We start from the raw sequence: 22,328 nt of genomic DNA on the forward strand, positions 1-22,328 counted from the left end.
TCATCGCCCCGAACGGAGCAGACCGTGCTCAGTGGCGAAGATCGCAGCCTTGGTGCGGTTGGGGGCAGCGGTCTTGCCCAGGATGCTGCGGACGTGGTTCGCGGCCGTGTTCGCGCTGAGGAACAGCCGTTCGCCGATCTCGCGGTTGGACAGGCCCTCGGCGACCAGACGGAGAACATCCACCTCCCGCTCGGTCAGGCCGTTGGGAAGAGGTGGGTGTACCGCGTCGGGCGCCGGGACGGTGTCGAGGTCGCGAAGGACGGCCCAATGACCGATTCGCCGTGCCAGCGCACCCGCCTCGTCGGCGAGCCCGGCGGCCGACGGCCCGGCCGTCGTGCCTGAGACCCGGGCCCGGTGACGGCTCCAGGCGGCCAGTGTCTCGGCTTGGTGGGTGACCGCCCCCATCCGCCTGTCCATGGCCAGGGCGCGCTCAAAATGAAGGTCAGCGCTCGACGCACCCAGCAGCGAGTCCAGCTCGCCCAGACGGCGATCGGCGCTCCCGAAGACCGCGACGAACTGCCCGGCCATGAGATTCCCGTCGGCGTGTCTGGCCAGCAGCGGCCGTAGCACCCGGGCGGTGGACACGTCGTCGAGCTTCACCGCCGCCTCGGTCATGAACGCCAGGACGCCGCCCCACTGAGCACCGGTCCGATGGTCCTGGATCTGGTCACACAGGTGGCTCAGCAGAGGGGCCGCCGCCGGCCACATCTCCAGCTCGGTATACAGCGCCAAGAGACCTGGGAGCCAGTGACCGTCGAGATGCTCCTTGCCGGTCAGGAACGGGCGCACCTGTGCCAGGCGGCCGGTGACACGCCGCAGCATGAACTGTTGCACTCCCCAGGATCCCTCGGTAGCGCCGTCGAACTCCTGGTTGAACTGTTCCAGCCAGGCCACAATGCGCTCGGCCGCCGCATAGTCTCCTACCGCGTACCGATGGGCGTACCGGCTGCACCCGGCGACGTACCGGAAGAACGGCTGTCCGCGGGACAGAGCAAGCTCGGTGAGGTCGCGCTGAGCACTGGTCCAAGCAGGCTCGTCCCCCACGATGTAGGCGAAGACGGAGCGATAGAACGCGGCCGGACCGAGATGGTCGGCGTCCCCGAGACGGGAGCCGATCTCGTACAGCTCGACTGCCCTGGCCAGCAGCTCGGGCGCCAGCTGAGGGGTCATCCCCTGCCACAGGGTCCGACCGAGCGCGTGAGCGACCAGCTCCGCGTCCCCGTCCGCGCGGGCCAGCGCCAGCGCATCCTCTCCCCACACTCGAGCCCGTTGCGAGTCACCCGTGAACGCGGACGCTCTGCCCATGCTCGCGAGAGCGCGCACGTACAGCGGGTCACTGCGGTCCAGGGCGGCGCCCTCAAGAGCCTCGCTGAGCATCACCAGCGACGGCTGGCCGTTGACCCCGGGCCGGGCGGAGGCGTCCTCGTGACCAATCGCGGCCAGCAGCCGGGTTCGCGGGCTCTTGCTCGAAGCCAGGTCGGCGTACAGCCGTCGGGCGGTCGTGAAGTCGCCGGCGTGCATGTAACAACGGGCCGCGGTCAGGAGCAGCTCCACCCGGGGCGGGCCTTGGGCGGCGTGCAGCTGCGCTGCCCGCTCGTAGAGCGCCGCGGCCTCACCCGGGGCGATGCTGCGCACCGCCTGCTCAGCCGCCAGCACCAGGTAGTGCACCGCCTTGTCCCCGTGTCCGAGCGCTTTGGCCTGGAGGTAGTGATGCGCCAGCTGGGCGACCAGTCCCGGATCGTCCTCAGCCATCCGGCCCTCGAGAACCTCCGCGACCCGCGCGTGGGCAGCCGCGCGACCAGTGGAGGACATCCGATCGAGCACGGCCTGCCGGGCCAGCGCGTGCGCGAACCGGAAACCCCCACCGTCCGGGTCTGTGCCGAGAAGGCCGGCCCGGACCCCGAAGTCCAGCCCCTCGAGAACCACCGCCGAGTCCAGGTCATCAGCCTGGACCAGGACCGAGGGATCAATCTGGTCGCCTGCAACTGCTGCCAGCTCGACGACACGCGCGTGCTCCGCGCTGAAGGCGGCCAGCCGACGCTCCAGCGCGTCCTGGACCGAACGTGGCGCCTGGGCGAATCCGGAGCGCATGGCCTCCAGCCCTCCGCGGGTCTGGAGGTCGTGCCAGTACTCCTGGAGGAAGAACGGATTGCCCCCGGTGTGGTCCCGCAGCACCGGGGCGGCCGCCCGGACCGAGGCCCGCGACACGCCGGTCTGGCGCAACAGGTACTCCGCCACGTCCTCGGTGGAGAGCCCGACCAGGTCGATCCGCTCGACTCCGTCAAGACGGTGCAGGTCCGCGATCGCATAGGTGACGGCGTCAGTGCGGTCCGGGGCCGTGGTCCGACGCGTGGCCAGCACGAGCAGCTGCTCCCCCGCGGTCGACTCGGCCATGTGGGAGAGCAACGCCAGGGTCGGCTCCTGTGCCCAGTGCAGGTCTTCGAGAACCAGCACCAGCGGCCCACGCTCGGCCACCGCCAACAGGACGCGCAGCACCGCGTCGAAGAGGACCGGCCGGGACTCGGGGTCGCCGGGAGCGGGTTGTGGCGACTGTGGCCAGTGGTGGGCGGCCTTGGCGGTCAGCCTGAGGAGCGGGGCCGCCGCCGACGGCGGAATCTCTGCGAGCGCTGCGGGGGTCGCCTGGCCGAGCGCCTGCTCCAGGATCGCGATGAACGGCCGGTAGGGGATGTCGAGGTCCTCCCGGCAGGCACCCCAGAGCACCGTGGCCCCATGCTCGCGCAGCGCCTTCGCGGCCTCCGCCACCAGCCGGGTCTTGCCGACCCCCGGCTCACCACCTACGAAGACCAGTTGCCGTCGGTCGTCCTCGACCGCTGCCCAGACCGCCTCCAGACGTTCGATCTCAGCGTGGCGGCCGACGAAGGCTGTACCACTTGGCCCGGGCCCGGTCGCTGAGCCCAGCGAGGCGGTCACGATCACCTTTCGACTCTATCCGGATCAACCTCTTCGACAGATAGTCAGATCTGACCCTCTCGGCTGCCGCATTGGGTCAGATCAGGTCAGGCGCCCAGGCCCGGCTCTCCGTAGCCTCGATTGCACCAGCAGAGCCCGACCCCCAACCAGGAGCGGCCATGAACGGCACACCGGCACTCAGCATCCTCGAGGCAGCACGTGGCTCGGTTGTCACGGCGCACTCCCCCGATTACGAACAGGCGCGCTCTGTCTACAACGGCATGATCGACCGCCACCCCCTCGCCGTCGTGCGCGCCGTCGATGTCGCCGACGTGCGTGTCGCGGTCGCAGCGGCACGGGAGAGCGGCCTCGACCTCGCCATCCGGGCGGGGGGGCACAGCGTTCCAGGGTTCGGGACGGTGGACGACGGCATCGTCCTCGACCTCAGCCGCATGAAGGGGATCCGCATCGACCCGAGCAAGCGGACCGCCCGAGTACAAGGAGGCTGCACCTGGGGGGACTTCGACCATGCTGCGCACGCCTTCGGCCTGGCAACCACGGGCGGGATCATCTCGACCACCGGAGTGGCCGGCCTCACCCTCGGCGGGGGTATCGGCTACCTCGCCCGTGCGCACGGACTCTCCATCGACAACCTTCGCTCGGTCGACGTCGTCCTTGCCGATGGCAGCTTCGTGACCGCGAGCGAGAACGAGCACGCCGACCTGTTCTGGGCGCTGCGCGGCGGTGGCGGGAACTTCGGGGTGGTGACCGAGCTGGAGTTCGACCTTCACCCGGTCGACACGATCTACGGCGGCCCGATGTTCTTCGAGCTCGAGAACGCCGAGGCCCTGCTCAAGACCTATCGCGAGTGGATCGCCGCCGCCCCCCGCGCCATGGGAGCCTTCCCTGCGTTCCAGATCGCCCCACCGCTTCCCTTCGTACCCGAGGACCGGGTCGGCGAGCCGTTCGCGCTGCTGGTGTCCTGCTTCAACGGCAGTGACGAGGACGCGGAGGCGCTGCTCCAGGAGCTGCGTGCGGTCGGAACGCCGGTCGCCGAACACGTCGGCCGGATGCCCTACCCTGCACTCAACTCCGCGTTCGACGGCTTGTTGCCCGCCGGCCTCCAGCACTACTGGAAGGCCGCGTTCCTCCCCGAGCTCACCGACGGCGCCATCGCCGCGCACCTGGAACATGGCCCGAACGTGCCGGCGATGCAGTCCACGATGCACCTCTACCCGATCGACGGGGCGGTCCAGGACGTCGCCGCAGATGCGACCGCGTTCGCCTATCGCGATGCGAAATTTGCCCCCGTGATCGCGGGCATGTGGCCGGACCCGGCAGACAACGAGGCCAACACTAGGTGGGTTCGCGACTACCACGCGGCACTCGAGCCCCACACCAGCGCCGGCGGCTACATCAACTTCATGGCGCAGGACGACCAGAGCCGCATCCAGGCCAACTACGGGCCGAACTACGAGCGCCTCGCCCTCGTCAAGAACACCTATGACCCGAAGAACCTGTTCCACCTCAACCAGAACATCGCTCCGTCGGAATGAGTCGCGAGTCCACCATTCCGCAGCCGCCACCTCGGGTCGGCTGACGCATCGCCGCCCCTCGCGGTGGAGACGTTGAGTGGCTTGATGGACTTAGTTCACACGGAAGCTGCTCGTGCTCGCCCGGCTGGACGGTCATGTCCCTGTGGCCCAAAACGAGGTGGACCTCGACGACGTCGCGCACGACGCGGTCGAGACGCTGCGCCGCCACACCGACCTCGTCCTCGACATCGCAGTTGACCCCCTGCCCGCCGTGCGAGTGCGCGGAGACGGACCGCAGCTGGCCCGCGTCGTGCGAAACCTCCTCGAGAACGCGGCGCGGCACGCGCGTTCGAGGGCACGTCGCGTTGGCGGCCGAGGGCGCCTGGGCCGTGGTGCGGGTGCGTGATGACGAGCCGGGAGTGCCGCCGGAGGACCGCGAGCGCATCTTCGAGCGATTCACCCACCTCGACGACGCCAGGGCCCGCGATCGCGGCGGCAGCGGCCTGGGGCTGGCGATCAACCGTGAGACGTCACTGGCTCGCGGCGGGTCCCTGCATGTGATGCAGGACACGTCGGACGGCGCCCTGTTCGAGCTGCGCCTTCCCTGTGGAAGGGATGAGGGCTCTCACGCTGGTCTCAGGTGGCTGTTCGTAGCGTCGGGGCCATGAGTGACATCGCGATCAGAACGACAGGGCTCTGCAAGTCCTACGGCGACAAGACGGCCCTGGTCGGCCTGGACCTCGAGGTCCGCGCCGGTGAGGTCTTCGGCCTCCTCGGGCACAACGGCGCCGGCAAGACGACGACCGTCAATCTCCTGACGACCCTGCTCCAGCCCACCGGCGGTCAGATGGTCATCGGCGGGCAGGACGGCAGGCGCAACCCCGACGGGGTGCGCCGCATCATCGGCTACCTGCCGGAGAACGTGCAGTTCTACGACAACCTCACGACCCTGGAGAACGTGCGCTACTTCGGTCGGCTCTCTGGGCTGCGCAGGCCCGACGCCCGGATCGGCCAGGTCTTGGAGTACCTCGACTTCACCGGGCACGAGAACGAGCGCCTGGGCACATTCTCCAAGGGCATGCGTCAGCGGGTCGGCATCGCCCAGGCGATCCTGCACGAGCCCGCCGTGCTGTTCCTGGACGAGCCCACCTCGGGGCTGGACCCCCAAGGGGTCCGCAAGCTCCGCGAGATCATCGTCGGGCTCAACCGGGACCTCGGCATGACGATCTTCATGAACACCCACCTGCTGTCCGAGGTGACGAAGACCTGCACCAGCATCGGCGTGCTCACAGCCGGTGAGCTGCGCTACCACGACTCGCTCGAGGCGACCATTGGCGCCTTCCCCGACGAGTCCTCGCTGGAGGACATCTACCTGCACCTCGACTCACCGAGGGTCGCATGACCGGCTTCAGGGCCACCCTGCAACAGGAGGTGCTCAGCGCCCGCCGCGAGCGGATGCCGCAGGTGCTCCTGGTCGTCTTCCTCGGCATGGTGTCCGTCTCCAGCCTCATCGGCTGGCTCACCCATCGCACGGTGACAAGCGTGTGGGAGACCACCAGGGCGGCGGGCCTGACCACAGCACCCAACCCCTTCGCGCACGCCGCCTCGCTGAGCTACGTGACGAACGTGGTGATCTACGTGATCCTCATCGGCGCGCTCCTCGCGATCGTCCTGGGCGTCAGCTCGACACTGCGGAGCCGGAAGTCGCGGACGACGGACCTCGTCCTGAGCCGGCCGGTCGACGTGGCCGTCCACCTCGGAGCCAAGCTCACGGGCATGGCGATCTGGCTCGCCACGATCCTCACCGCAGCAGCGGTGCTCACCTGGGCGAGCATCGCCCTGATCGCCCGGGCCGCCCTCGGCGCCGGAGACACCGTCCGGCTCGCCTCGTTCTTCGGCCTGGCCTGGGTGTTCCTCCTCGTCTTCGTCGTCGTCGGGATGCTCAGTGGCATCCACAGCCGGCGCGAGACCTCAGCGCTCCTGCTGCCGATCGTCGGCTGGAGCGTGATCACGTTCGTCCTGCCCCAGCTCGGCACGGCAGCACTCCCAGTGTCCCTGCTCAACCCGGTGGCCGCGGTCCCCGTCCAGGGCGGCGCATTCGCCCTCGTCCAACAGATCGTCGGCCCGCTCGCCCTGGGCGAGCAGTTCAAGACCCTCAGCGGCGCGGCCCTCGGAACCGGAGGCTCCAGCAGCCTCGGGCTCGCCGCGACCGCGATCGTCACCGCCCTCGCGGCCGGCCTCCTGGTGCTGCTGGCGACCAAGCGCGACCACCTGAGAAGAGACCTCCGTGACTGACACCCTCGTCGTCGCCCGCAAGGAGCTGCTCGACCTGCGCCGCAACCGGTTCATGGCCCTGCTGCTCGGCTTCATCCTCGTCGCCGCCACCCTCTCGGTGATCGTCGGGGCCGCCCAGTTCCGGATCAAGCTCGACGAGTACCACCAGTACGTCGACGCACTCAAGGCCAGCGGGAGCACGGTCGCCCCGGCCGCCCCGCAGCTGTTCCCGCTCCAGCTGCTGCGCGGGAGCATCGAGTACATCGAGCTGATCGGCGGGCTCTTCGCCATCGTCGTCGGCTACGGCATGGTCGCCAAGGAGAAGCAGCGCGCCACCATCCAGCTCCTCTTCAGCCGGCCCGTCCGACGCTACTCGGTCGCCGGCGGCAAGGTGCTCGCTCTGGGGCTCACCTGGCTGGTCGCGGTCGCAGTCGTCTTCTCCGTCATCACCGGTGTGCTCCTGGTCGTCGGCCGGGCCCCGCTGCAACCGGTCGACATCGGACGGCTGTTGATCGCCGCCGCCGTGGCGTGGGCCTACCTGCTGCTCTGGAGCGCCCTGGCCATGGCACTCGCCTCCTCGACCAAGCACCTGAGCACCGGCCTGATCGCCGTCCTGGTCCTGTGGCTCGTCGTGGTCCTGATCATCCCGCAGATCGGCGACACCATGGATCCGGACAACCAGGTGCCCGGTGGGCTGTTCAAGAGCCTGCAGATCGCCAAGCCGGACGAGAAGGCCGTGCTGGCCCACTTCACGGGCTACGACACCGTGCGCAACGGCCTGGAGGTCACGTCCGTCACCAAGCACTTCGAGCGGCTCTCGTTCGCCTTCCTCGGGATCAAGGACACCTTCAACCAGCTGCCCATCGCCGCCGTCGCACGCGAGACCCTGACCTACTCCCTCTCCCTCGTCCTGGCCTCCGCCGCTGCGGTCGGCCTCGCCCTGCTCACCACCACCCGCAAGACGCTCCTCAGGAGGAACTCATGAACCGCACCACGCTCACCATCGCCGGCGTGTCCGTCCTGCTCACCGCAGCAGCCCTCACGGGTTGCGCCTCCACCTCCACGAGTCCCCCGGGGCCCGGCACAGCGGCGGCTTCGGCCTCCACGGCGCCGACGGCAGGGTCGACTGCCGGCGGCACGTCCGTGGTACTCCCAGTCACCGCGAACCCCATCGCGAACACCGCCACCGACCCCACCCTGCAGATCACCTACGCGGCCGTCGAGGACAACGTCGACCCGAGCACGAAGAAGGCGATCAGCGACCGCCTGGAGATCACCCTGAAGAACACCGGGACCAAGCCGCTGACCGGGTTCGAGATCTACTACGAGATGACCGACCTCACCACGGGCACCAAGGAGGGCTACTACCAGAAGCTCGACGGGCTGACGGTGGCCGCCGGTACGGAGCAGACGATCTACTTCGACAACGAGACCGGCCCCGGGCACTACCCGGAGAACCAGTTCAGCATCTACCGGAGCTCGACCAACCAGGTCGACTTCACGATCCAGGTCAGCGCCTCCGGTGCGAAGATTGCCACCGGCACGGCGACGAAGTCCGTCGGGACCGGCGAGAAGTCCGACTGACAGCGGGCCAGCAACTCATCCCAGGAACGGAGGCGAGCGACGTGAGGATCTTGGTCGTGGAGGACGACGCCCGGCTCGCCGACGTCGTCCGGCGGGCGCTGGGCGAGGCGGGCTACGCGGCCGACGTCGCGCACGACGGGCCGGCGGCCCTGGAGGCCTTCGAGGTCGAGACCTACGACCTGGTCGTCCTGGACCTCATGCTCCCAGGAATCGCGGGCGGCGGGATGGAGGTCTGCCGGGTGATGCGCCGGCACAGCAGCGACGTCCCGATCCTCATGCTCACCGCGCTCGACTCGCTCCGGCGCAAGGTCGAAGGGCTGGACGCAGGCGCGGACGACTACCTGGTCAAGCCCTTCCACCTCTCCGAGCTCCTCGCGCGGGTGCGCGCCCTGATGCGGCGCGCACCCCGTGCGGACGCCCCCGTGCTCGAAGCGGCGGGCGTCTTGCTGGACCCGGCGACCCGCACCGCTCACCGTGCCGGGCGGTCGATCCCGCTCACCGCCAAGGAGTACGCCGTCCTGGAGTACCTCATGCGCAACGCCGGGCACGTGGTCAGCTCGAGCCAGCTCATTGACCACGCCTGGGACACGAACTACCAAGGGGTGAGCAACGTCGTCCAGACCTACATCCGCTACCTGCGGGTCAAGCTCGCCGAACCCGGCCTGCCCGAGGTCATCGAGACGCGGCGCGGCTACGGGTACCTGATAGCGGTGGACGGATGATCTTCCGCCGCGCCGTCCTACGGCTGACCCTGACGTACACCGCCATCCTGCTCACCCTGTACGGCGCGGTCGCCGTCGGGGTCTACGCCTTCGTCACGGGCACCTTCGACTACGACACGGTGACCAGCGACGGAGCCGTCCAAGCCAGCGGGGTCGAGCTCGGCTTCGCCCACCTGCGCACGGGCCTGCTCCTGGGGTTCGCCGCCCTCGTCGTCGTCGTCCCGGTCCTCAGCTACGTGATGGCGCGGCGCGCACTCGTGCCGGTCAGGGCGAGCTACAAGGCCCAGGAGCGCTTCGTCGACGACGCCTCGCACGAGTTCAGGACCCCACTGAGCGTCCTGCAGGTCGAGATGGAGCTCGCGCTCAGCAGACCGCGGACCCCCGCCGAGTACGTCCACGTCCTGGAAGGAAGCCTCAGCGAGGTCGCGAGCCTCACCCGACTCACCGAGGATCTCCTTCTGCTGGCTCGCGGCGGGTCATCCGACCTCACCGCCGCCTTCGACATGGTCTCGCTCGGCGCGGTCGTGCGGACCGCGGCCGCCCGCTCGGACAGGTCCGCCGCCGGTGGCCCCCCGGTCACGATCGACGTGCGGTCCGAGGCCGTCGTGCGAGGCTCCCGAGAGCTCCTCACCCGCGCGATCGGGAACCTCATCGACAACGCACTGCGACACACCCCGCCCACGGGGGCGGTCGTGGTGACGGTCACCGACGACGGCTCTTCACCAACCATCAGGGTCGCGGACTCGGGAGTGGGCATGAGCCCGCAGACCGCAGCGCGCGCCTTCGACAGGTTCTGGCGTGGCGACGAGTCCCGATCCCTGCCGGGCCACGGGCTCGGCCTCGCCCTGGTCCAGCAGATCACCGCAGCACACCAGGGGCGCGCCACGATCACCGAGACCCCCGGAGGCGGCACGACCGTCTCGCTGGTGCTGCCCGCCCCGCGCCGCATGCACCCAGCGGGGTAGTCGCCCGACGTCGGTGTTCGGGTGTGGAGCTGATGCTGGTCAACGCCCGGCACGTCAAGACGGTGCCGAGGCGCAAGACCGATGTCGCGGACGCGACCTGGCTCGCCCAGCTCGGTGCCCAAGGCTTGGTGAAGGCATCGTTCGTGCCGCCGGAGCCGATCCGCGCATTCCTGGCCCGGGTGCATCTGGACCTGATCGACCGGCACACCGGCGAGATCAACAAGCTGACCGCGCGGATCGCGGGGATGATGGAGCCGATGGGTCGCCCGCGGCAGGGTCGCCGACGACGTGCTCGAGGTCGTGATGGTCGCCCTCGGCGCGGTCGGGGCATGGATCGGCTGTCGACGCGCGGCCGCCGGCATCGAGAGCATGCGACTGCACGACCTCCGGCACTTCTACGCATCCGGCCTGATCGCTGCCGGCGGCGACGTCGTGACCGTGCAGCGAGCCCTCGGGCACAAGTCCGCGACGGTGACTCTGTCGACTACTCGCACCAGTGGCCGACGGCCGAGGACCGTATCCGGAAGGCCGCCCAAGGCATGGTCCTCAGCGCTCTTGCGGACTCCCTGCGGACTGAGGGCCAAGAAACCGCGGGTGACCAGGGCAGTTACACGTTGAAGCGGAACTCCACCGGATCACCTGAGAAGGCAACACTATGTGGCATGAGCACAAGACCCCCACGAAGAGCGGCCGTCTACTTGCGGATCTCGCTCGACGCGACCGGCGAAGGGCTGGCCGTCGACCGGCAGCGCAAAGAGTGCCTGGCCATCGTCAAGGCCCGCGGGTGGGACGTCACGCGCGAGTACGTCGACAACTCGATCTCCGCCTCGGACGCTCGCAAGAACCGCCCCGGCTACGACGCCCTCGTGCGCGACTTCCAAGCCGGACACTACGACGCACTGGTCTGCTACGACCTCGACCGGCTCACCCGGCAGCCACGGCAGCTCGAGGACTGGATCGACGCCGCCGAGGCCCGCGGGCTGGCCCTCGTGACCGCCAACGGTGAGGCCGACCTGACCACCGACGCCGGCCGACTGTTCGCCCGGATCCGGCTCGCCGTCGCCCGCGCCGAGGTGGAGCGCAAGAGCGCGCGTCAGCGGTCCGCCGCCCGTCAGCGGTCCGAGCTGGGCAAGCCACCGCTGGGAGTCCGGCTCACCGGGTACACGCCGAGGGGCGAGCTCGTGCCCGAGGAGGCCGCGGTCGTGCGCCGGATCTTCGACGAGTTCCTCGAGGTGCGCAACCTGCGCAGGGTCGCCCGGTCGCTCACCGAGGACGGCATCGTGACCCGGCGCGGCAAGCCGTGGCACCCCTCGACCGTACAGACGATCCTGCGCAACCCACGGTATGCCGGTCGTGCGGTCTACCAGGGCCAGCAGACGGGCCAGCGGGGCGCGTGGGTGCCCATCGTCACCGACGACGAGTACGAGGCCGTACAGGCGATCCTCGACAACCCTGAGCGGGTCGCCAACTCGACCGGCTCGACCGAACGGAAGCACCTCGGGTCAGGGCTCTACCTGTGCGCCGTGTGCCGGCAGCCGCTCAGCGCATGGTCGGGGGCGCGCTACCGATGCCGCGACGGTGCCCACGTCAACCGCTCCCGAGGCCCGGTCGACCAGTACGTGCGAGCCGTCATCGCCGCCCGGCTGTCCCGCCCTGACGTCGCGGACCTACTCGCCCCGACCACGGCCACCACGGCGCCGCTGCAGGAGGAGGTTGCCCGGCTTCGGAAGCGGCTCGCCCGGCTCGACGCCGACTACGACGCCGACTTCATCGACGGGCCACGGTACAAGGCAGCCCGCGACCGCGGCCGCGAGGAGCTGGTCAAGGCTCAGGCTGCCCTGGCCGCTGCGCAGACCCGCGGCGAGCTGTCGGCCGTCGTGACCGCACCCGACCCGGCCGAGGCGTTCCTGGCCGCGCCGCTGGCGACGCAACGGGCCGTCGTCGACGCGCTCGCCGTCGTGGCGCTCGCCAAGGGCACCCGCTACTCGCGCACGTTCGACCCGGCTACCGTCGTCATCGAGCCCAAGGGGGAGAAGTGAACCGACGCAAGCGTGAGGATGCCGACCGTCTGGCGCTCGAGGGCCTCTACCTGGGCGATCCCTCATACTGCGTCGGCCCCGAGCGTCTGCCGGCCGGCGCCTACGTCGTCGAGCTCATCCTCAAGTGCCGACGACACCCGCGCACCAACATGGGCGGCATCGCCCGATTCACGATCCCTGAGGGCGAGCCCGGGCACGATATGCGCACGATGGTTCTCGGCATCGCCGGCACGAGCTACCTACCCGAGCAGCCCAACCCGGAGCACCCGAAGCTGCACTTCGTCTGTCCCGACTGCAAGCATCATGTGCTCATGAGTCACGAGCAGGCCGGCCGCGCTCTGGACGTCATCTGGCAGCCGTGGTCCCGGCGTGTCGTCTCCAAGCGCGTGTAGCGGTCGCTGCTACCATGAGTGGCAGCAACACCGGATAGCGGCACCGAGACAAACCGCTGGCTAGTCACCTGTTGGCCGCAGGGCGAGAAGTTCCACGCCCTGCGAGGTCCCGAATGGCTGACACCGCCTCTCCCGCATCACTTCGAGCGACGATCGCCGCGCTGTCGCGGTCCCGAACCCCCGACGACCCCGACTTGGTCGCCGCCCGCCAAGCACACAAGGCGGCGCGGCTCCAGGGCTACATCGAGCGCGTCGTCGCCGACTGGCCGCCGCTGTCCGACGAGCAGCGCGCCCGCCTGGCCGTCCTCCTTCGAGGTGGCGGGGCCGCATGAGCGCAAAGAGAAGCCGCCCGGCAGGGGAACCGGGCGGCAACAAGACGTTTCGCGGCGTCACCTCGATCGTACCTCCTGCCGACCATGACCGGCCGCGCGAGCTGCACCGCGGCACCCGCACGAGGTCGTGGTGCACGCGATGCCGGCGCCCGATCAGCGGAGGCTATTTCGGGGCACAGCGTCACGCCGCGATCCTCGGGCACGCCGTCGAGGTGGTCACCGAGTACTGGTCGACGTTCGGGCCCCTGGCCGCCCTGGCCGACGAGGAGCTGCTGCGGCGGGAGGCCTCCCGATGAGCGGCAACTACTCCCTCGACGACCTGCTGGCGGCCGAGCTCGCCGGCCGCGAGTACCCCGACCCGGACCTGATCGAGCGCCTGGCCGAGCAACGTGCCCACGAGCTGCTCCACGAGCGCGCCGTCGAGATGCTCGGCCTCGCCCGACGCGAGGCGCTCGACCGGCACGGGCCCGCCTGGGCCGCGCTGATCGCTGACCAGGCCGCGGCCGAGTGGGAGGTGGCCGGATGACCGCCACCGCCGACACGAGCATCTTCGACGAGAACGGCCGACCCATGTCCTCGTCCGGTGAGAACCACACCGGACAGGTCCGAATGGCCTACCGGCTCGCCCGCCGCTACGTCGACAGGCTGCTCTACGTCCACGGACTCGGCTGGCACCACTTCGACGGCAAACGCTGGGCCGAGGACGACCAGGGCCACGCCCGACGTGCGGTGCTCGAGGTGCTGCGCGAGTCGCTGGCCGAGTCGGTCGGAGACAAGCAGCTGCGCATGGACGTCACCCGCTGCGAGTCCGCGGCTGGCGTCTCCGGGGTGCTCGACATCGCCGCCGCCCTCGTCGAGTTCGCCGCCACCGTGCGCGACGTCGACGCCGACCCCTGGCTGCTCAACTGCGCCAACGGCACGCTCGACCTGCGCACCCGCGCCCTACGGCCGCACGACCCCAGCGACCGGCTCACCAAGGTCACGACGGGCGCCTACGACCCCGAGGCCGACTCGAGCGAGTGGCATGCCTTCCTGGCCTCGGTCCTGCCCGACCAGGACGAGCGTGCCTACCTGCAGCGGGTCATCGGCCAGAGCGTCTACGGCCGCGTCCGTGAGCACCTGTTCCCGGTCCTGATCGGCGTGGGCGCCAACGGCAAGGGCACCACCTACGGCGCCATCAGCCACGCGATGGGCGACTACGCCTCGATCATCAACCCTGAGCTGCTCATGGTCCGCGAGCGTGGCGGCGTCGGTGGTCCCGAGATGATGACGCTGATGGGTGCCCGGCTCGTCATCGGCTCCGAGACCGAGGACGGCCGCAAGCTCGACGAGACGCTGATGAAGCGGCTCACCGGCGGCGACGAGCTGACCGCGCGCCGGCTCTACCGGGAGCCTGTCTCCTGGCGGCCGAGCCACCAGCTCATCTACGTCACCAACCACCTGCCGAAGGTCAAGGGCAACGACCCAGCGACCTGGCGGCGAATCCGCGTGGTCCCGTTCGACGTCGTGGTGCCGGTCATGCAGCGCGACCCCGAGCTGCCCGAGCGGCTGGCCCTGCATGCGGACGCGATCCTCACGTGGGTCATCGCCGGTCACTTCGACTACGAGGATAACGGCGGCATGCGAGAGCCGGCCTCCGTCGTTCGAGCGACCGGCGCCTTCCAGGCAGACTCGGACGCCGTCGCACGGTTCATCGCGGAGGAGTGCGAGACCGGCGACTACGTGCACGTTCGGACCCGTGACCTCTACGGCGCCTGGCGACGCTGGGCCGTCAGCGAGGGCGCCGACGAGATGAGCGAGCGAGCGTTCGCCAAGGAGCTGGACCGGCTCGGATACGAGGCCCGAAGGACCCGGAACGGCGCGGTGCGAGCCGGCTTGACCCTTCCGGACGACGCTCAGGGCGAGGGGTGGTGACGCATGTGACGCTTCTATGCAAACTCTCCACGCGTGCGCGTATAGGGAAGTTCTCATTCATCCGTCACATGCGTCACGTCGTGCTCATGGCGAGGCAGGAAACGCCATGGTGACCCGGAGTGTGGAGGGTGTGGAGGGTCAATGGGAAATCTCCACGCGTGCGCGTATAGGGAAGGTTCGCATCAACCCTCCACATGCTCCACATCGTGCTCAGCCGACCCCGCACGAGGCACTCGCCCTGGCCCTGGCCGTGGCCCTCACGCACGGGCTGCGGATCCCGTGCGCCGACGGCGACGCCTGGATCTCCGACGACCCACGCGAGCGAGCTCGTGCCGCCCCGCTGTGTCGCTTCTGCCCGGTCCGCTCCCAGTGCGCCGAGGCCGGCGAGTCCACGCGCGAGCGCTTCGGAGTCTGGGCCGGGCGCGACCTCACCCCGTTCACGCGCAAACCCGGCCGTCCGCGAGGAAAGAAGCCCGAAGAGAAGGAGACGTCACGATGACCGACGCCGCGCACATCCGCCAATGGATGATCAGGACAATGCCGGATGGGGCACTGATCACGGGGAAGATCGGCGGCGAAGAAGGCGACTGGGCCGCGCTCTGGGCGCAGCGCAACAACGTCACCCCGCCACCCACCCCCGCCGAGCTGAACAACGAACGCATCCGCAGGGTCGAGTGCGAGCGGCTCAACCGCAACAACCTCCCATCCGTGCTCGCCGAGATGCCAGACCTCTACTTCATCCCCACGCACGACTACCGCGTGATCGAGTCCCTCGATACCTGGCTCTGGCACAAGGAGGAGCGCCGCATGTGGCTGGACGGGAATGCCCTCGACAACGAGCGGATCCGCCGCGGCCTCCCCACCACGCTCCGCCCAGACGGGAAGGAGTGGTGAGCATGACGCACCCCGACCTCCGCCAATGGCAGATCAGGACAATGCCTGACTGGGCGCTGAGCGAAAGAGCGATCGGCGGCCCCGAGGGCGGATGGGTGTCGCTCTGGGGGAAACGGGAGGGCATCGACCCGCCCCCCACTCCGGCCGAGCTCGCGAACGAACGCGCCAGGCGCGCCGAGTGCGAGCGACTCAACGCATCCAGCCTCCCATCCGTGCTCGCTGAGATGCCAGACCTCTACTTCATTCCGAGCATCGACGGCCAGGCTCTCCGGTCGCTGATCGACTGGCTGTGGAACGAAGGCGAGCGCCGGATGCACCTCAGCGCGCAGGACCTGGATGCCGAGCGCCGTCGCCGCGGCATCCCCACCATGCACCGCCCCGGCGGCAAGCCATGGTGACCACCCGGGGGGGGGGCGGTGGCCGGACGGCCGCAGGGTGCCGCCCGGACCCGCGCCGGACCGACATCCGGTGCGGGGTAGTCGTCGGAGACCTCACCGGTCTCGGTGTCGAGGTGGGAAGTACTTCCCACCTGCAAGTCGGTCCGCACTTGGCGATCGGTGACGCCGACAACGGGGGCGATCGCGCGGGATGACATGCCAGCCGACGCCAGCTCGTGCACGACCGGCCGGCGCAGGTCGACGGGCAGGCGAGTCAGCGCGCCGCCGAAGCGGTCCTGCACGTAGTCACTGACGCCGTTGTAACCGAGGGTCTCTCTCGACCTTTTCTCCCTCCTCGGGGCCCCGGGTAGCGCTACAGAAGCGCTAAACCGGCGTTCAGCGCCACCGACCCCGGCGTTCAACTCGGGGGGGTATCGGTGTGACGCGACGGGTCACGGCGCCGAGGCATCCCCGTCCAGCACCCTCCCCCCCATCGACACCAAGGAATGATCACGATGACGACTCCCGTCCCCGCCCCGATCGGGCACAACGACCAGGACCGCGAGGCGCTCGCCAGGGCGGCCGCGTGGTGCTCGGCGCACGTCCGCGACGACGCGCTGGAGATCTCCGTCCTGCTCGACGGCCTGGACAGCAGCCGGCCGCTGGAGGTCTTCGACCTGGCCCGTGCGATGGTGGAGCTCGTCGCGGCGCTGCACGCGCAAGTGCCGGCCGAGGTCGAGCAGCTGCTCGGGGAGACGCGACGGCGGAACCTGCCCCGGTTCGAATGACACGGGTGGTATTCTCGTCCACGAAGGACGTCGCAAACCGTCCCGGCGTGGAGCCGGGCGTACGCCCCGAGTGCACAACCCCCGCAGCGCGGGCCCAGCAGTGGCCGCCACCGGGCGAAAGTTACGCCGTTCGAGCGCACCGCTCCGGCGTCCCTTCACGCATTCGAGGTGACATCCCGATGAGCAACATCCAGACTCCCCTGATCGGCGCTCGCGGCCTCACGGTCGACGAGCTGCTGGCCTTCCACCGCGCGCACTTCGGTGCCGCCCGGATGGACGCGACGCCGCGGCGCCCGGACCTGCCCGACCTGCGCGACCCGGTCGTCATCAACCGACTGAGCGCCGGCGAGCTCGACCGCTGCGTGGCCGATATCGACGACTACCTGCGCTCGCTGCACGCGGTGGGCGAGGCGCGCGACCTGTCCGAGCCAGAGCAGCAGGCCTTCGACGAGACGATCGAGCTGCGCGACCGGGTCACCCGCCACCAGCGCCTCGCCAAGGTCCTGCGCGACCGGCCCGGCACTCTTCGCGCCGCGTACCACGGCCTCGCCGACGACGACGCCTCCGGCGGGACCTTCGACGCGTGGACCGACGTGGCGCGCATGAGCGACCAGCAGGTGCGCGACGTGGCGCTGCGCGGCCTCGAGGCCCGGGAGCGCGACCTCAGCGCCGACCAAGCCGCACGGGTCGACCGGCTCGTCCGCACCGTCCGCACCGAGGAGAACCCGAACTACGACGGGGCCGCCCTCGCCCGGCGGATCATCCTGACCGAGAACGAGCACTACCGCTCGGCGTTCCGGCGGGTCATGTCCACCCCACACCCGCTGCTCTCCGAGCCGGAGATCCAGGCGCTGCGCGCGTTCCAGGACTTCGAGAAGTCCGAGCTGCGCGCGATGGGTGAGGGCACCGGCGCCGCCGGCGGCTACGGCGTGCCCGTCTTCATCGACCCGTCGGTCATCATGACCGCACAGGGCTCCGGGAACGTCTTCCTCGACCTGTGCAAGGTCGTCGAGGTCAACACCAACGTGTGGAAGGGCGTCTCCTCCGCCGGCGTCTCCTGGTCTTTCGACGCCGAGGGCGCCACCGTCTCGGACGACTCGCCGACCCTCGACCAGCCGGTCGTGAACGTCTTCACCGCCCGCGGGTTCGTGCCGTTCTCGATCGAGGTCGGGCAGGACTACCCGGGGTTCGCCTCGGAAATGGCCGAGCTCCTGGCCTCCGGCTACGACGAGCTGCTCGTCGACAAGTTCACCCGCGGCTCCGGCACGGGTGAGCCCCAGGGCATCGTCACCGCCCTCGACGCGGACCCGACCGCCGAGGTCCTCCTCGGGACCGCGGGCACGCTGGCCCTGGCCGACGTCTACAACGTGTGGGCGAAGCTGCCGCAGCGGTTCCGCCGGCGCTCCAGCTGGATGGGCGCGGTCGAGATCAACAACAAGATCCGGCAGCTCGGCACGGCCGCCAACTTCCACGGCACGACCGTGGACCTGACCGCCGGCGCAGCCGACGTGCTGATGAACCGGCAGTGGTACGAGACGCCGTACATGACCGACCTGACGACGACGACCCACACCAACGTCGCGATCGTCGGTGACTTCAGCAACTACGTCATCGCCCGCCGGTCCGGGCTGAACGTCGAGCTCGTCCCGACCCTGTTCGACGTGACGAACAACCGCCCGACCGGGCAGCGCGGCTGGTTCGCGTACGCCCGCATCGGCGGCGGCTCGGCCAACAACAGCGGGTTCCGGCTGCTCAACCAGACCTGATCCCCCGCCAGACCTCCGGTGGTGGCGTCAACGTCACCGCGGCCGCCTGAACTCCGCTCCTCCCGGGCGGCCCGGAACGATGGCAGGAACGGGTCACACCAATGCCGTCCCGCCAGCGCCCAGCCGGAGAACAGACAGCACCCCCGCGCGACTTCCTCGGGCGCGCGGGGGTGCTGTCTTTTCGCGTTCAGGCGCGGTCCTTGCTCTCCTCGACGGCCGCGGCCGCGCCGATGCGTTCGAGCAGCTCGTGCTTCCTGAACGCGAAGAGACAGCGCTCCTCCTCGGTGCCTCCATCGCGGGCGAGGCGGGTCGCCTCGCGGATCAGCTCGAACGCCTCGTCGACGAGGGGCCCGGTTCGGATGTACTCGGGCGAGGTCTGGCTGTTGGTGGTGCTCATTGGAGGGCTGCCTTCCCCCCGGCCGGGCCACCCTACTTAGTAGTTGCAGAGTGTCGGAACTCGACGACATCGCCGTCCTGCATCACGTAGTCCTTGCCCTCGATGCGGACCTTGCCGGCCGCCTTGGCCGCCGCCATCGAGCCCGCGGCCACCAAGTCGTCGAAGGACACGACCTCCGCCTTGATGAACCCGCGCTGGAAGTCCGTGTGGATGACGCCCGCAGCCTGGGGCGCGGTCCAGCCCTTGCCGATCGTCCACGCCCGCGTCTCCTTGGGCCCGGCCGTGAGGTAGGTCTGCAGCCCGAGCGTGTGGAACCCCTGCCGCGCGAGCTGGTTCATCCCCGACTCCTCGGCGCCGAAGGACTGGAGCAGCTCGAGCGCCTCCTCGGCGTCCATGTCCATCAGGTCCATCTCGAGCTTGGCGTTGAGGAAGACCGCGTCGGCCGGGGCGACCGACGCCGCGAGCTCCGTCTTGAGGTCCGCGTCGGCGAGCTGGTCCTCGTCGAGGTTGAACACGTAGATGAAGGGCTTCGTCGTCAGCAGACCCAGCCCCCTCGCCTCGGCCAGGTCGACCCCGGAAGCGAGCCCAGCAGCATACAACGTCCTGCCTTCCTCGAGCACCTGCTGCGCGGCGAGCGCGTTGTCGAGGGCGGCCTTCTTGTCCTTGTTGATCCGGGCGTCCTTCTCGAGGCGCGGGACGGCCTTCTCCAGGGTCTGGAGGTCGGCGAGGACGAGCTCGGTCTCGATGGTCTCGATGTCGCCGCGGGGGTCGACCTTGCCGTCGACGTGGACGACGTCGTCGTCGGTGAAGACGCGCACGACCTGGCAGATCGCGTCGGACTCGCGGATGTTGGCGAGGAACTTGTTGCCGAGCCCCTCCCCCACGCTGGCGCCGCGGACCAGCCCGGCGATGTCGACGAAGCTCACCGTCGCCGGCAGGATCCGCTCGCTCCCGAAGATCTCCGCGAGCGTGGCCAGCCGCTCGTCGGGCAGCGGCACGACCCCGATGTTGGGCTCGATCGTCGCGAACGGGTAGTTCGCCGCGAGGACGCTGTTCTTGGTCAGCGCGTTGAAGAGCGTCGACTTGCCGACGTTGGGGAGACCGACGATTCCGATGGTGAGTGCCACGGGGTCAAGAGTCTAGTGGCCGTGTGGCTGGCTCCCGACCATCCCGTATGCCGCTGAGCTCGCTCCCAGCCTTCGCACCCTCCCAGCCCTCCCGTGGTCAGGCGGGGCGGACGCCGCACAGCTGGCGGGACTGGGCCACGAGCGACCCGGCGGAGTCCCAGATCCGGGCGTCCTCCTCCATCAGCCCGCCGCCGACGTTCTCGGTGTTGATGGCGATGCGCAGCCAGCCCGGGGCCGGCCGGCGACGGATGTGGCCGGTGAACTCGAGCGTCGGGGTCCACCCGTAGAGGCCGAGGTCGAAGGCGACCGGCGGGAACGCGTCGAGGGCGAGCGCCAGCATGGTCGTGTCGGGCTCGCGCGGGTCGCGCAGCCGGAGCCAGCCCTGGATGAGCCCGCGCATCGACGGCTTTCCCACGGCCCAGCCCGCCGTCGCCGGGTCGAGCCGGATGTCGACGCGGTCGAGGAAGTGGTTGTGGCGCAGGAAGTCCGGCGGGGCCTGCTGCGCGGAGACGCACTCGTCGGGCGGCGGCAGGTCCGGCGGGGTGGACTGGCGGTAGGTGTCGGCACCGTCGAGGTTGCCGAAGGAGGCGATGGCCCGCATCCGCTCGGTGGGCTCGCCGTCGACGTCCTGCCACACGCTGACCTGGCCGGTCGTGAGGCGACGCCCGGCGCGCATCAGCTCGGTCGTCGCGGTGAAGGGGCCCGGGGCGGACGCGGTCATGAAGTAGGCGCTGAGGACGACGGGGTCGATGTGCTCGGCCACCTCCTGCGGGTCGGTGGAGAGGTGCTGCCGCAACGCCGTCAGGCCGGCCGCCATGACGACTCCGCCGTTGACGGCGTTGCCGATCATCCACGACTCGGTGAAGGCGCCCTGCCTGCGGTCGGGGTGGTCGGTCGGCTCCAGCCGGATGACGTCGTCGTACTCGCTCACAAGCACGGTGTCTAGCAGATGGCCCCGACGGCGTGGCCTGCCGGGCGCTGTCGGTGCCCTCTGACACGGTTGCCGCATGGACCCAGCAGCGCTGTTCACCGGTCTCGTCGCGGGCCTGCTCCTCGGCGGGCTGATCGCCGCCCTCTGGGTGCGCGGTTCCCTCCTGTCCCGGGCCACCGCCGCGGAGGCGGAGCGAGACGTGCTGCATCAGCGACTCGACGACCTCGAGCTGGCCCGGGCCGAGTCGGCCGACGCCGCAGCCCTGCTGGCCCCGCTGCGCGACACCATCGGTCGGGTCGAGCGCCAGGTCGGCGCCCTCGAGCGCGACCGGGTGGAGCAGTTCGGCGAGCTCGGCGAGCGGCTCTCCTCGGTCAGCCGGTCGACCGAGTCGCTCCGGTCAGAGACGGCGACCCTCGCGAGCGCGCTCAACGCCTCGTCGGTCCGCGGCGCGTGGGGTGAGGTTCAGCTCCGCCGGGTGCTCGAGCTGTCCGGGCTGCTCGCCCGTTGTGACTTCGACGAGCAGGTGACGTTGACCTCGAGCCACGGGGCGACGATCCGCCCCGACGTCGTCGTCAACCTGCCGGGCGGGCGGCACGTCGTCATCGACAGCAAGGCCCCGATGTCCCACTTCCTCCAGGCGCAGGGCGAGTCGGTCAGCGCCACGGAGCGCACCGAGCTCCTCGGCGCCCACGCCACGTCGCTGCGCCGGCACGTCGAGGCCCTCGCCGGGAAGGCGTACTGGAGCGCCTTCACCCGCTCTCCCGAGGTGGTCGTCTGCTTCGTGCCCGGCGAGGCGATCCTCGGTGCGGCGCTCGCCGACGACCCCGGCCTCTACGAGCACGCACTGAGCCGCAAGGTCGTCCTCGCGTCGCCCGGCACCCTCTTCGCGGTGCTGCGCACCATCGGAGCGGTCTGGCAGCAGGACGCCCTCGAGCAGAACGCCCGCGACCTCCTCGCCCTCGGCCAGGACCTGCACGCCCGGCTCTCGACGCTGGGCGGCCACGTCTCGGCGATGGGCCAGTCGCTCGCCCGGAGCGTCGAGAACTACAACCGGTTCGTCGGGACGCTCGAGTCGCGGGTCTTCGTCACGGCACGGCGGCTGCGCGAGCTCGGGATCGCCCAGCCGGACGAGCAGCCCGAGCCACTCCCCCTCGAGGCATCGCCCCGGACCCTCAGTGCACCAGAGCTCCTCGACGAGGCCGGGCTCGGCGAGCTGAGCCGCACGGCACGTGACGAAGTTCACCTCGCGCGCGAACGGGTGCTGGACGTGGGGCCGGGCGACGAGCGCGCCGACCGTGACGACCGTGACGACCGCCGCGAAGCGAGCGCCTGAGCGTCGAGCGCCGCTGCCAGCGGGCCGAGCTCGCGGTCCCGCACGGGC

26 protein-coding genes and 1 pseudogene are annotated in these 22,328 nt (G+C 70.1%); 23 read left to right on the forward strand and 4 right to left on the reverse strand.

The genetic code is table 11. The annotated features are described in order from the left end of the window. Nucleotides 1–2,937: an ATP-binding protein gene (locus INTCA_RS20490; protein WP_013493481.1), complete on the reverse strand. Its 2,937-nt coding sequence runs from the start codon at nt 2,935–2,937 to the stop codon at nt 1–3. Between the two features lie 152 nt (nt 2,938–3,089). Here INTCA_RS20490 and INTCA_RS13465 point away from each other — a divergent pair, with 152 nt between their 5' ends. The 22 genes and pseudogenes from INTCA_RS13465 (at nt 3,090) to INTCA_RS18765 (ending at nt 18,492) form a co-directional block, all read left to right on the forward strand. Next, the gene (locus INTCA_RS13465) at nt 3,090–4,466 is read left to right on the forward strand and encodes an FAD-binding oxidoreductase (RefSeq protein ID WP_013493482.1); all 1,377 of its coding nucleotides are present in this window, start codon (nt 3,090–3,092) and stop codon (nt 4,464–4,466) included. Nucleotides 4,467–4,608: 142 nt separating this feature from the next. Next, complete coding sequence (locus tag INTCA_RS20350) at nt 4,609–4,851, forward strand: histidine kinase (protein ID WP_244859831.1); 243 nt, start codon at nt 4,609–4,611, stop codon at nt 4,849–4,851. Next, the gene (locus tag INTCA_RS20660; protein WP_425311125.1) at nt 4,844–5,113 is read left to right on the forward strand and encodes an ATP-binding protein; all 270 of its coding nucleotides are present in this window, start codon (nt 4,844–4,846) and stop codon (nt 5,111–5,113) included. Before INTCA_RS20350 ends, INTCA_RS20660 begins: the two co-directional genes overlap by 8 nt. Then, entirely contained in the window at nt 5,110–5,847 is a 738-nt protein-coding gene (locus INTCA_RS13480; protein WP_013493483.1) for an ABC transporter ATP-binding protein, read from the forward strand. The genes INTCA_RS20660 and INTCA_RS13480 overlap by 4 nt, the downstream gene beginning before the upstream one ends. After that, nucleotides 5,844–6,740 (forward strand): ABC transporter permease, encoded by an 897-nt coding sequence (locus INTCA_RS13485; protein ID WP_013493484.1) that lies wholly within the window; start codon nt 5,844–5,846, stop codon nt 6,738–6,740. The genes INTCA_RS13480 and INTCA_RS13485 overlap by 4 nt, the downstream gene beginning before the upstream one ends. After that, the gene (locus INTCA_RS13490; RefSeq protein ID WP_013493485.1) at nt 6,733–7,704 is read left to right on the forward strand and encodes an ABC transporter permease; all 972 of its coding nucleotides are present in this window, start codon (nt 6,733–6,735) and stop codon (nt 7,702–7,704) included. The genes INTCA_RS13485 and INTCA_RS13490 overlap by 8 nt, the downstream gene beginning before the upstream one ends. Continuing rightward, nucleotides 7,701–8,303 (forward strand): hypothetical protein, encoded by a 603-nt coding sequence (locus INTCA_RS13495; RefSeq protein ID WP_013493486.1) that lies wholly within the window; start codon nt 7,701–7,703, stop codon nt 8,301–8,303. The genes INTCA_RS13490 and INTCA_RS13495 overlap by 4 nt, the downstream gene beginning before the upstream one ends. Before the next feature lie 41 nt (nt 8,304–8,344). Next, nucleotides 8,345–9,025 carry a response regulator transcription factor gene (locus tag INTCA_RS13500; RefSeq protein ID WP_013493487.1) on the forward strand — a complete coding sequence of 227 codons (681 nt, stop codon included), beginning with the start codon at nt 8,345–8,347 and terminating at the stop codon, nt 9,023–9,025. Next, entirely contained in the window at nt 9,022–9,990 is a 969-nt protein-coding gene (locus tag INTCA_RS13505) for a sensor histidine kinase (protein WP_013493488.1), read from the forward strand. Before INTCA_RS13500 ends, INTCA_RS13505 begins: the two co-directional genes overlap by 4 nt. 26 nt (nt 9,991–10,016) lie before the next feature. Continuing rightward, nucleotides 10,017–10,146, forward strand: a pseudogene (locus tag INTCA_RS20360) (IS110 family transposase); the annotation flags it as partial. A 213-nt stretch (nt 10,147–10,359) separates the two neighbouring features. After that, nucleotides 10,360–10,608 carry a site-specific integrase gene (locus INTCA_RS19215; protein ID WP_244859909.1) on the forward strand — a complete coding sequence of 83 codons (249 nt, stop codon included), beginning with the start codon at nt 10,360–10,362 and terminating at the stop codon, nt 10,606–10,608. A gap of 44 nt (nt 10,609–10,652) precedes the next feature. Continuing rightward, the gene (locus tag INTCA_RS13510) at nt 10,653–12,029 is read left to right on the forward strand and encodes a recombinase family protein (protein ID WP_041307744.1); all 1,377 of its coding nucleotides are present in this window, start codon (nt 10,653–10,655) and stop codon (nt 12,027–12,029) included. Beyond that, a complete protein-coding gene (locus tag INTCA_RS13515; protein WP_013493489.1) occupies nt 12,026–12,421 on the forward strand; it encodes a hypothetical protein in 396 nt (131 codons plus the stop codon). Before INTCA_RS13510 ends, INTCA_RS13515 begins: the two co-directional genes overlap by 4 nt. A gap of 113 nt (nt 12,422–12,534) precedes the next feature. Further along, a complete protein-coding gene (locus INTCA_RS13520) occupies nt 12,535–12,753 on the forward strand; it encodes a hypothetical protein (RefSeq protein WP_013493490.1) in 219 nt (72 codons plus the stop codon). After that, a complete protein-coding gene (locus INTCA_RS13525; RefSeq protein ID WP_013493491.1) occupies nt 12,750–13,049 on the forward strand; it encodes a hypothetical protein in 300 nt (99 codons plus the stop codon). The genes INTCA_RS13520 and INTCA_RS13525 overlap by 4 nt, the downstream gene beginning before the upstream one ends. Continuing rightward, nucleotides 13,046–13,279 carry a hypothetical protein gene (locus INTCA_RS13530; RefSeq protein WP_013493492.1) on the forward strand — a complete coding sequence of 78 codons (234 nt, stop codon included), beginning with the start codon at nt 13,046–13,048 and terminating at the stop codon, nt 13,277–13,279. Before INTCA_RS13525 ends, INTCA_RS13530 begins: the two co-directional genes overlap by 4 nt. Continuing rightward, nucleotides 13,276–14,667 carry a DNA primase family protein gene (locus INTCA_RS13535; RefSeq protein ID WP_013493493.1) on the forward strand — a complete coding sequence of 464 codons (1,392 nt, stop codon included), beginning with the start codon at nt 13,276–13,278 and terminating at the stop codon, nt 14,665–14,667. The genes INTCA_RS13530 and INTCA_RS13535 overlap by 4 nt, the downstream gene beginning before the upstream one ends. 250 nt (nt 14,668–14,917) lie before the next feature. Then, entirely contained in the window at nt 14,918–15,166 is a 249-nt protein-coding gene (locus tag INTCA_RS19890) for a WhiB family transcriptional regulator (RefSeq protein ID WP_052338016.1), read from the forward strand. After that, entirely contained in the window at nt 15,163–15,561 is a 399-nt protein-coding gene (locus INTCA_RS13545) for a hypothetical protein (RefSeq protein WP_013493495.1), read from the forward strand. Before INTCA_RS19890 ends, INTCA_RS13545 begins: the two co-directional genes overlap by 4 nt. Nucleotides 15,562–15,563: 2 nt before the next feature. Continuing rightward, nucleotides 15,564–15,959 (forward strand): hypothetical protein, encoded by a 396-nt coding sequence (locus INTCA_RS13550; RefSeq protein WP_013493496.1) that lies wholly within the window; start codon nt 15,564–15,566, stop codon nt 15,957–15,959. Between the two features lie 494 nt (nt 15,960–16,453). After that, nucleotides 16,454–16,726: a hypothetical protein gene (locus tag INTCA_RS19615; protein ID WP_013493497.1), complete on the forward strand. Its 273-nt coding sequence runs from the start codon at nt 16,454–16,456 to the stop codon at nt 16,724–16,726. A gap of 179 nt (nt 16,727–16,905) precedes the next feature. Then, complete coding sequence (locus INTCA_RS18765; protein ID WP_013493498.1) at nt 16,906–18,492, forward strand: phage major capsid protein; 1,587 nt, start codon at nt 16,906–16,908, stop codon at nt 18,490–18,492. A 187-nt stretch (nt 18,493–18,679) separates the two neighbouring features. On the opposite strand, the gene INTCA_RS13565 is transcribed toward INTCA_RS18765, so the two are convergent. The 3 genes from INTCA_RS13565 to INTCA_RS13575 all read right to left on the reverse strand — a co-directional run bounded on the left by INTCA_RS13565 (nt 18,680) and on the right by INTCA_RS13575 (nt 20,953). Beyond that, on the reverse strand, nt 18,680–18,889 hold the full coding sequence (locus tag INTCA_RS13565) for a hypothetical protein (protein WP_013493499.1): 210 nt from the start codon (nt 18,887–18,889) through the stop codon (nt 18,680–18,682). Between the two features lie 32 nt (nt 18,890–18,921). After that, nucleotides 18,922–20,016 (reverse strand): redox-regulated ATPase YchF, encoded by a 1,095-nt coding sequence (gene ychF / locus INTCA_RS13570; RefSeq protein WP_013493500.1) that lies wholly within the window; start codon nt 20,014–20,016, stop codon nt 18,922–18,924. A gap of 97 nt (nt 20,017–20,113) precedes the next feature. After that, nucleotides 20,114–20,953, reverse strand: a complete 840-nt coding sequence (locus tag INTCA_RS13575) for a thioesterase family protein (RefSeq protein WP_013493501.1) — start codon at nt 20,951–20,953, stop codon at nt 20,114–20,116. Between the two features lie 70 nt (nt 20,954–21,023). On the opposite strand from INTCA_RS13575, the gene INTCA_RS13580 reads away from it, so the two are divergent. Next, the gene (locus INTCA_RS13580; RefSeq protein WP_013493502.1) at nt 21,024–22,280 is read left to right on the forward strand and encodes a DNA recombination protein RmuC; all 1,257 of its coding nucleotides are present in this window, start codon (nt 21,024–21,026) and stop codon (nt 22,278–22,280) included. Nucleotides 22,281–22,328 lie beyond the last annotated feature (48 nt).

The organism is Intrasporangium calvum DSM 43043 (assembly GCF_000184685.1).
Lineage (GTDB): Bacteria > Actinomycetota > Actinomycetes > Actinomycetales > Dermatophilaceae > Intrasporangium > Intrasporangium calvum.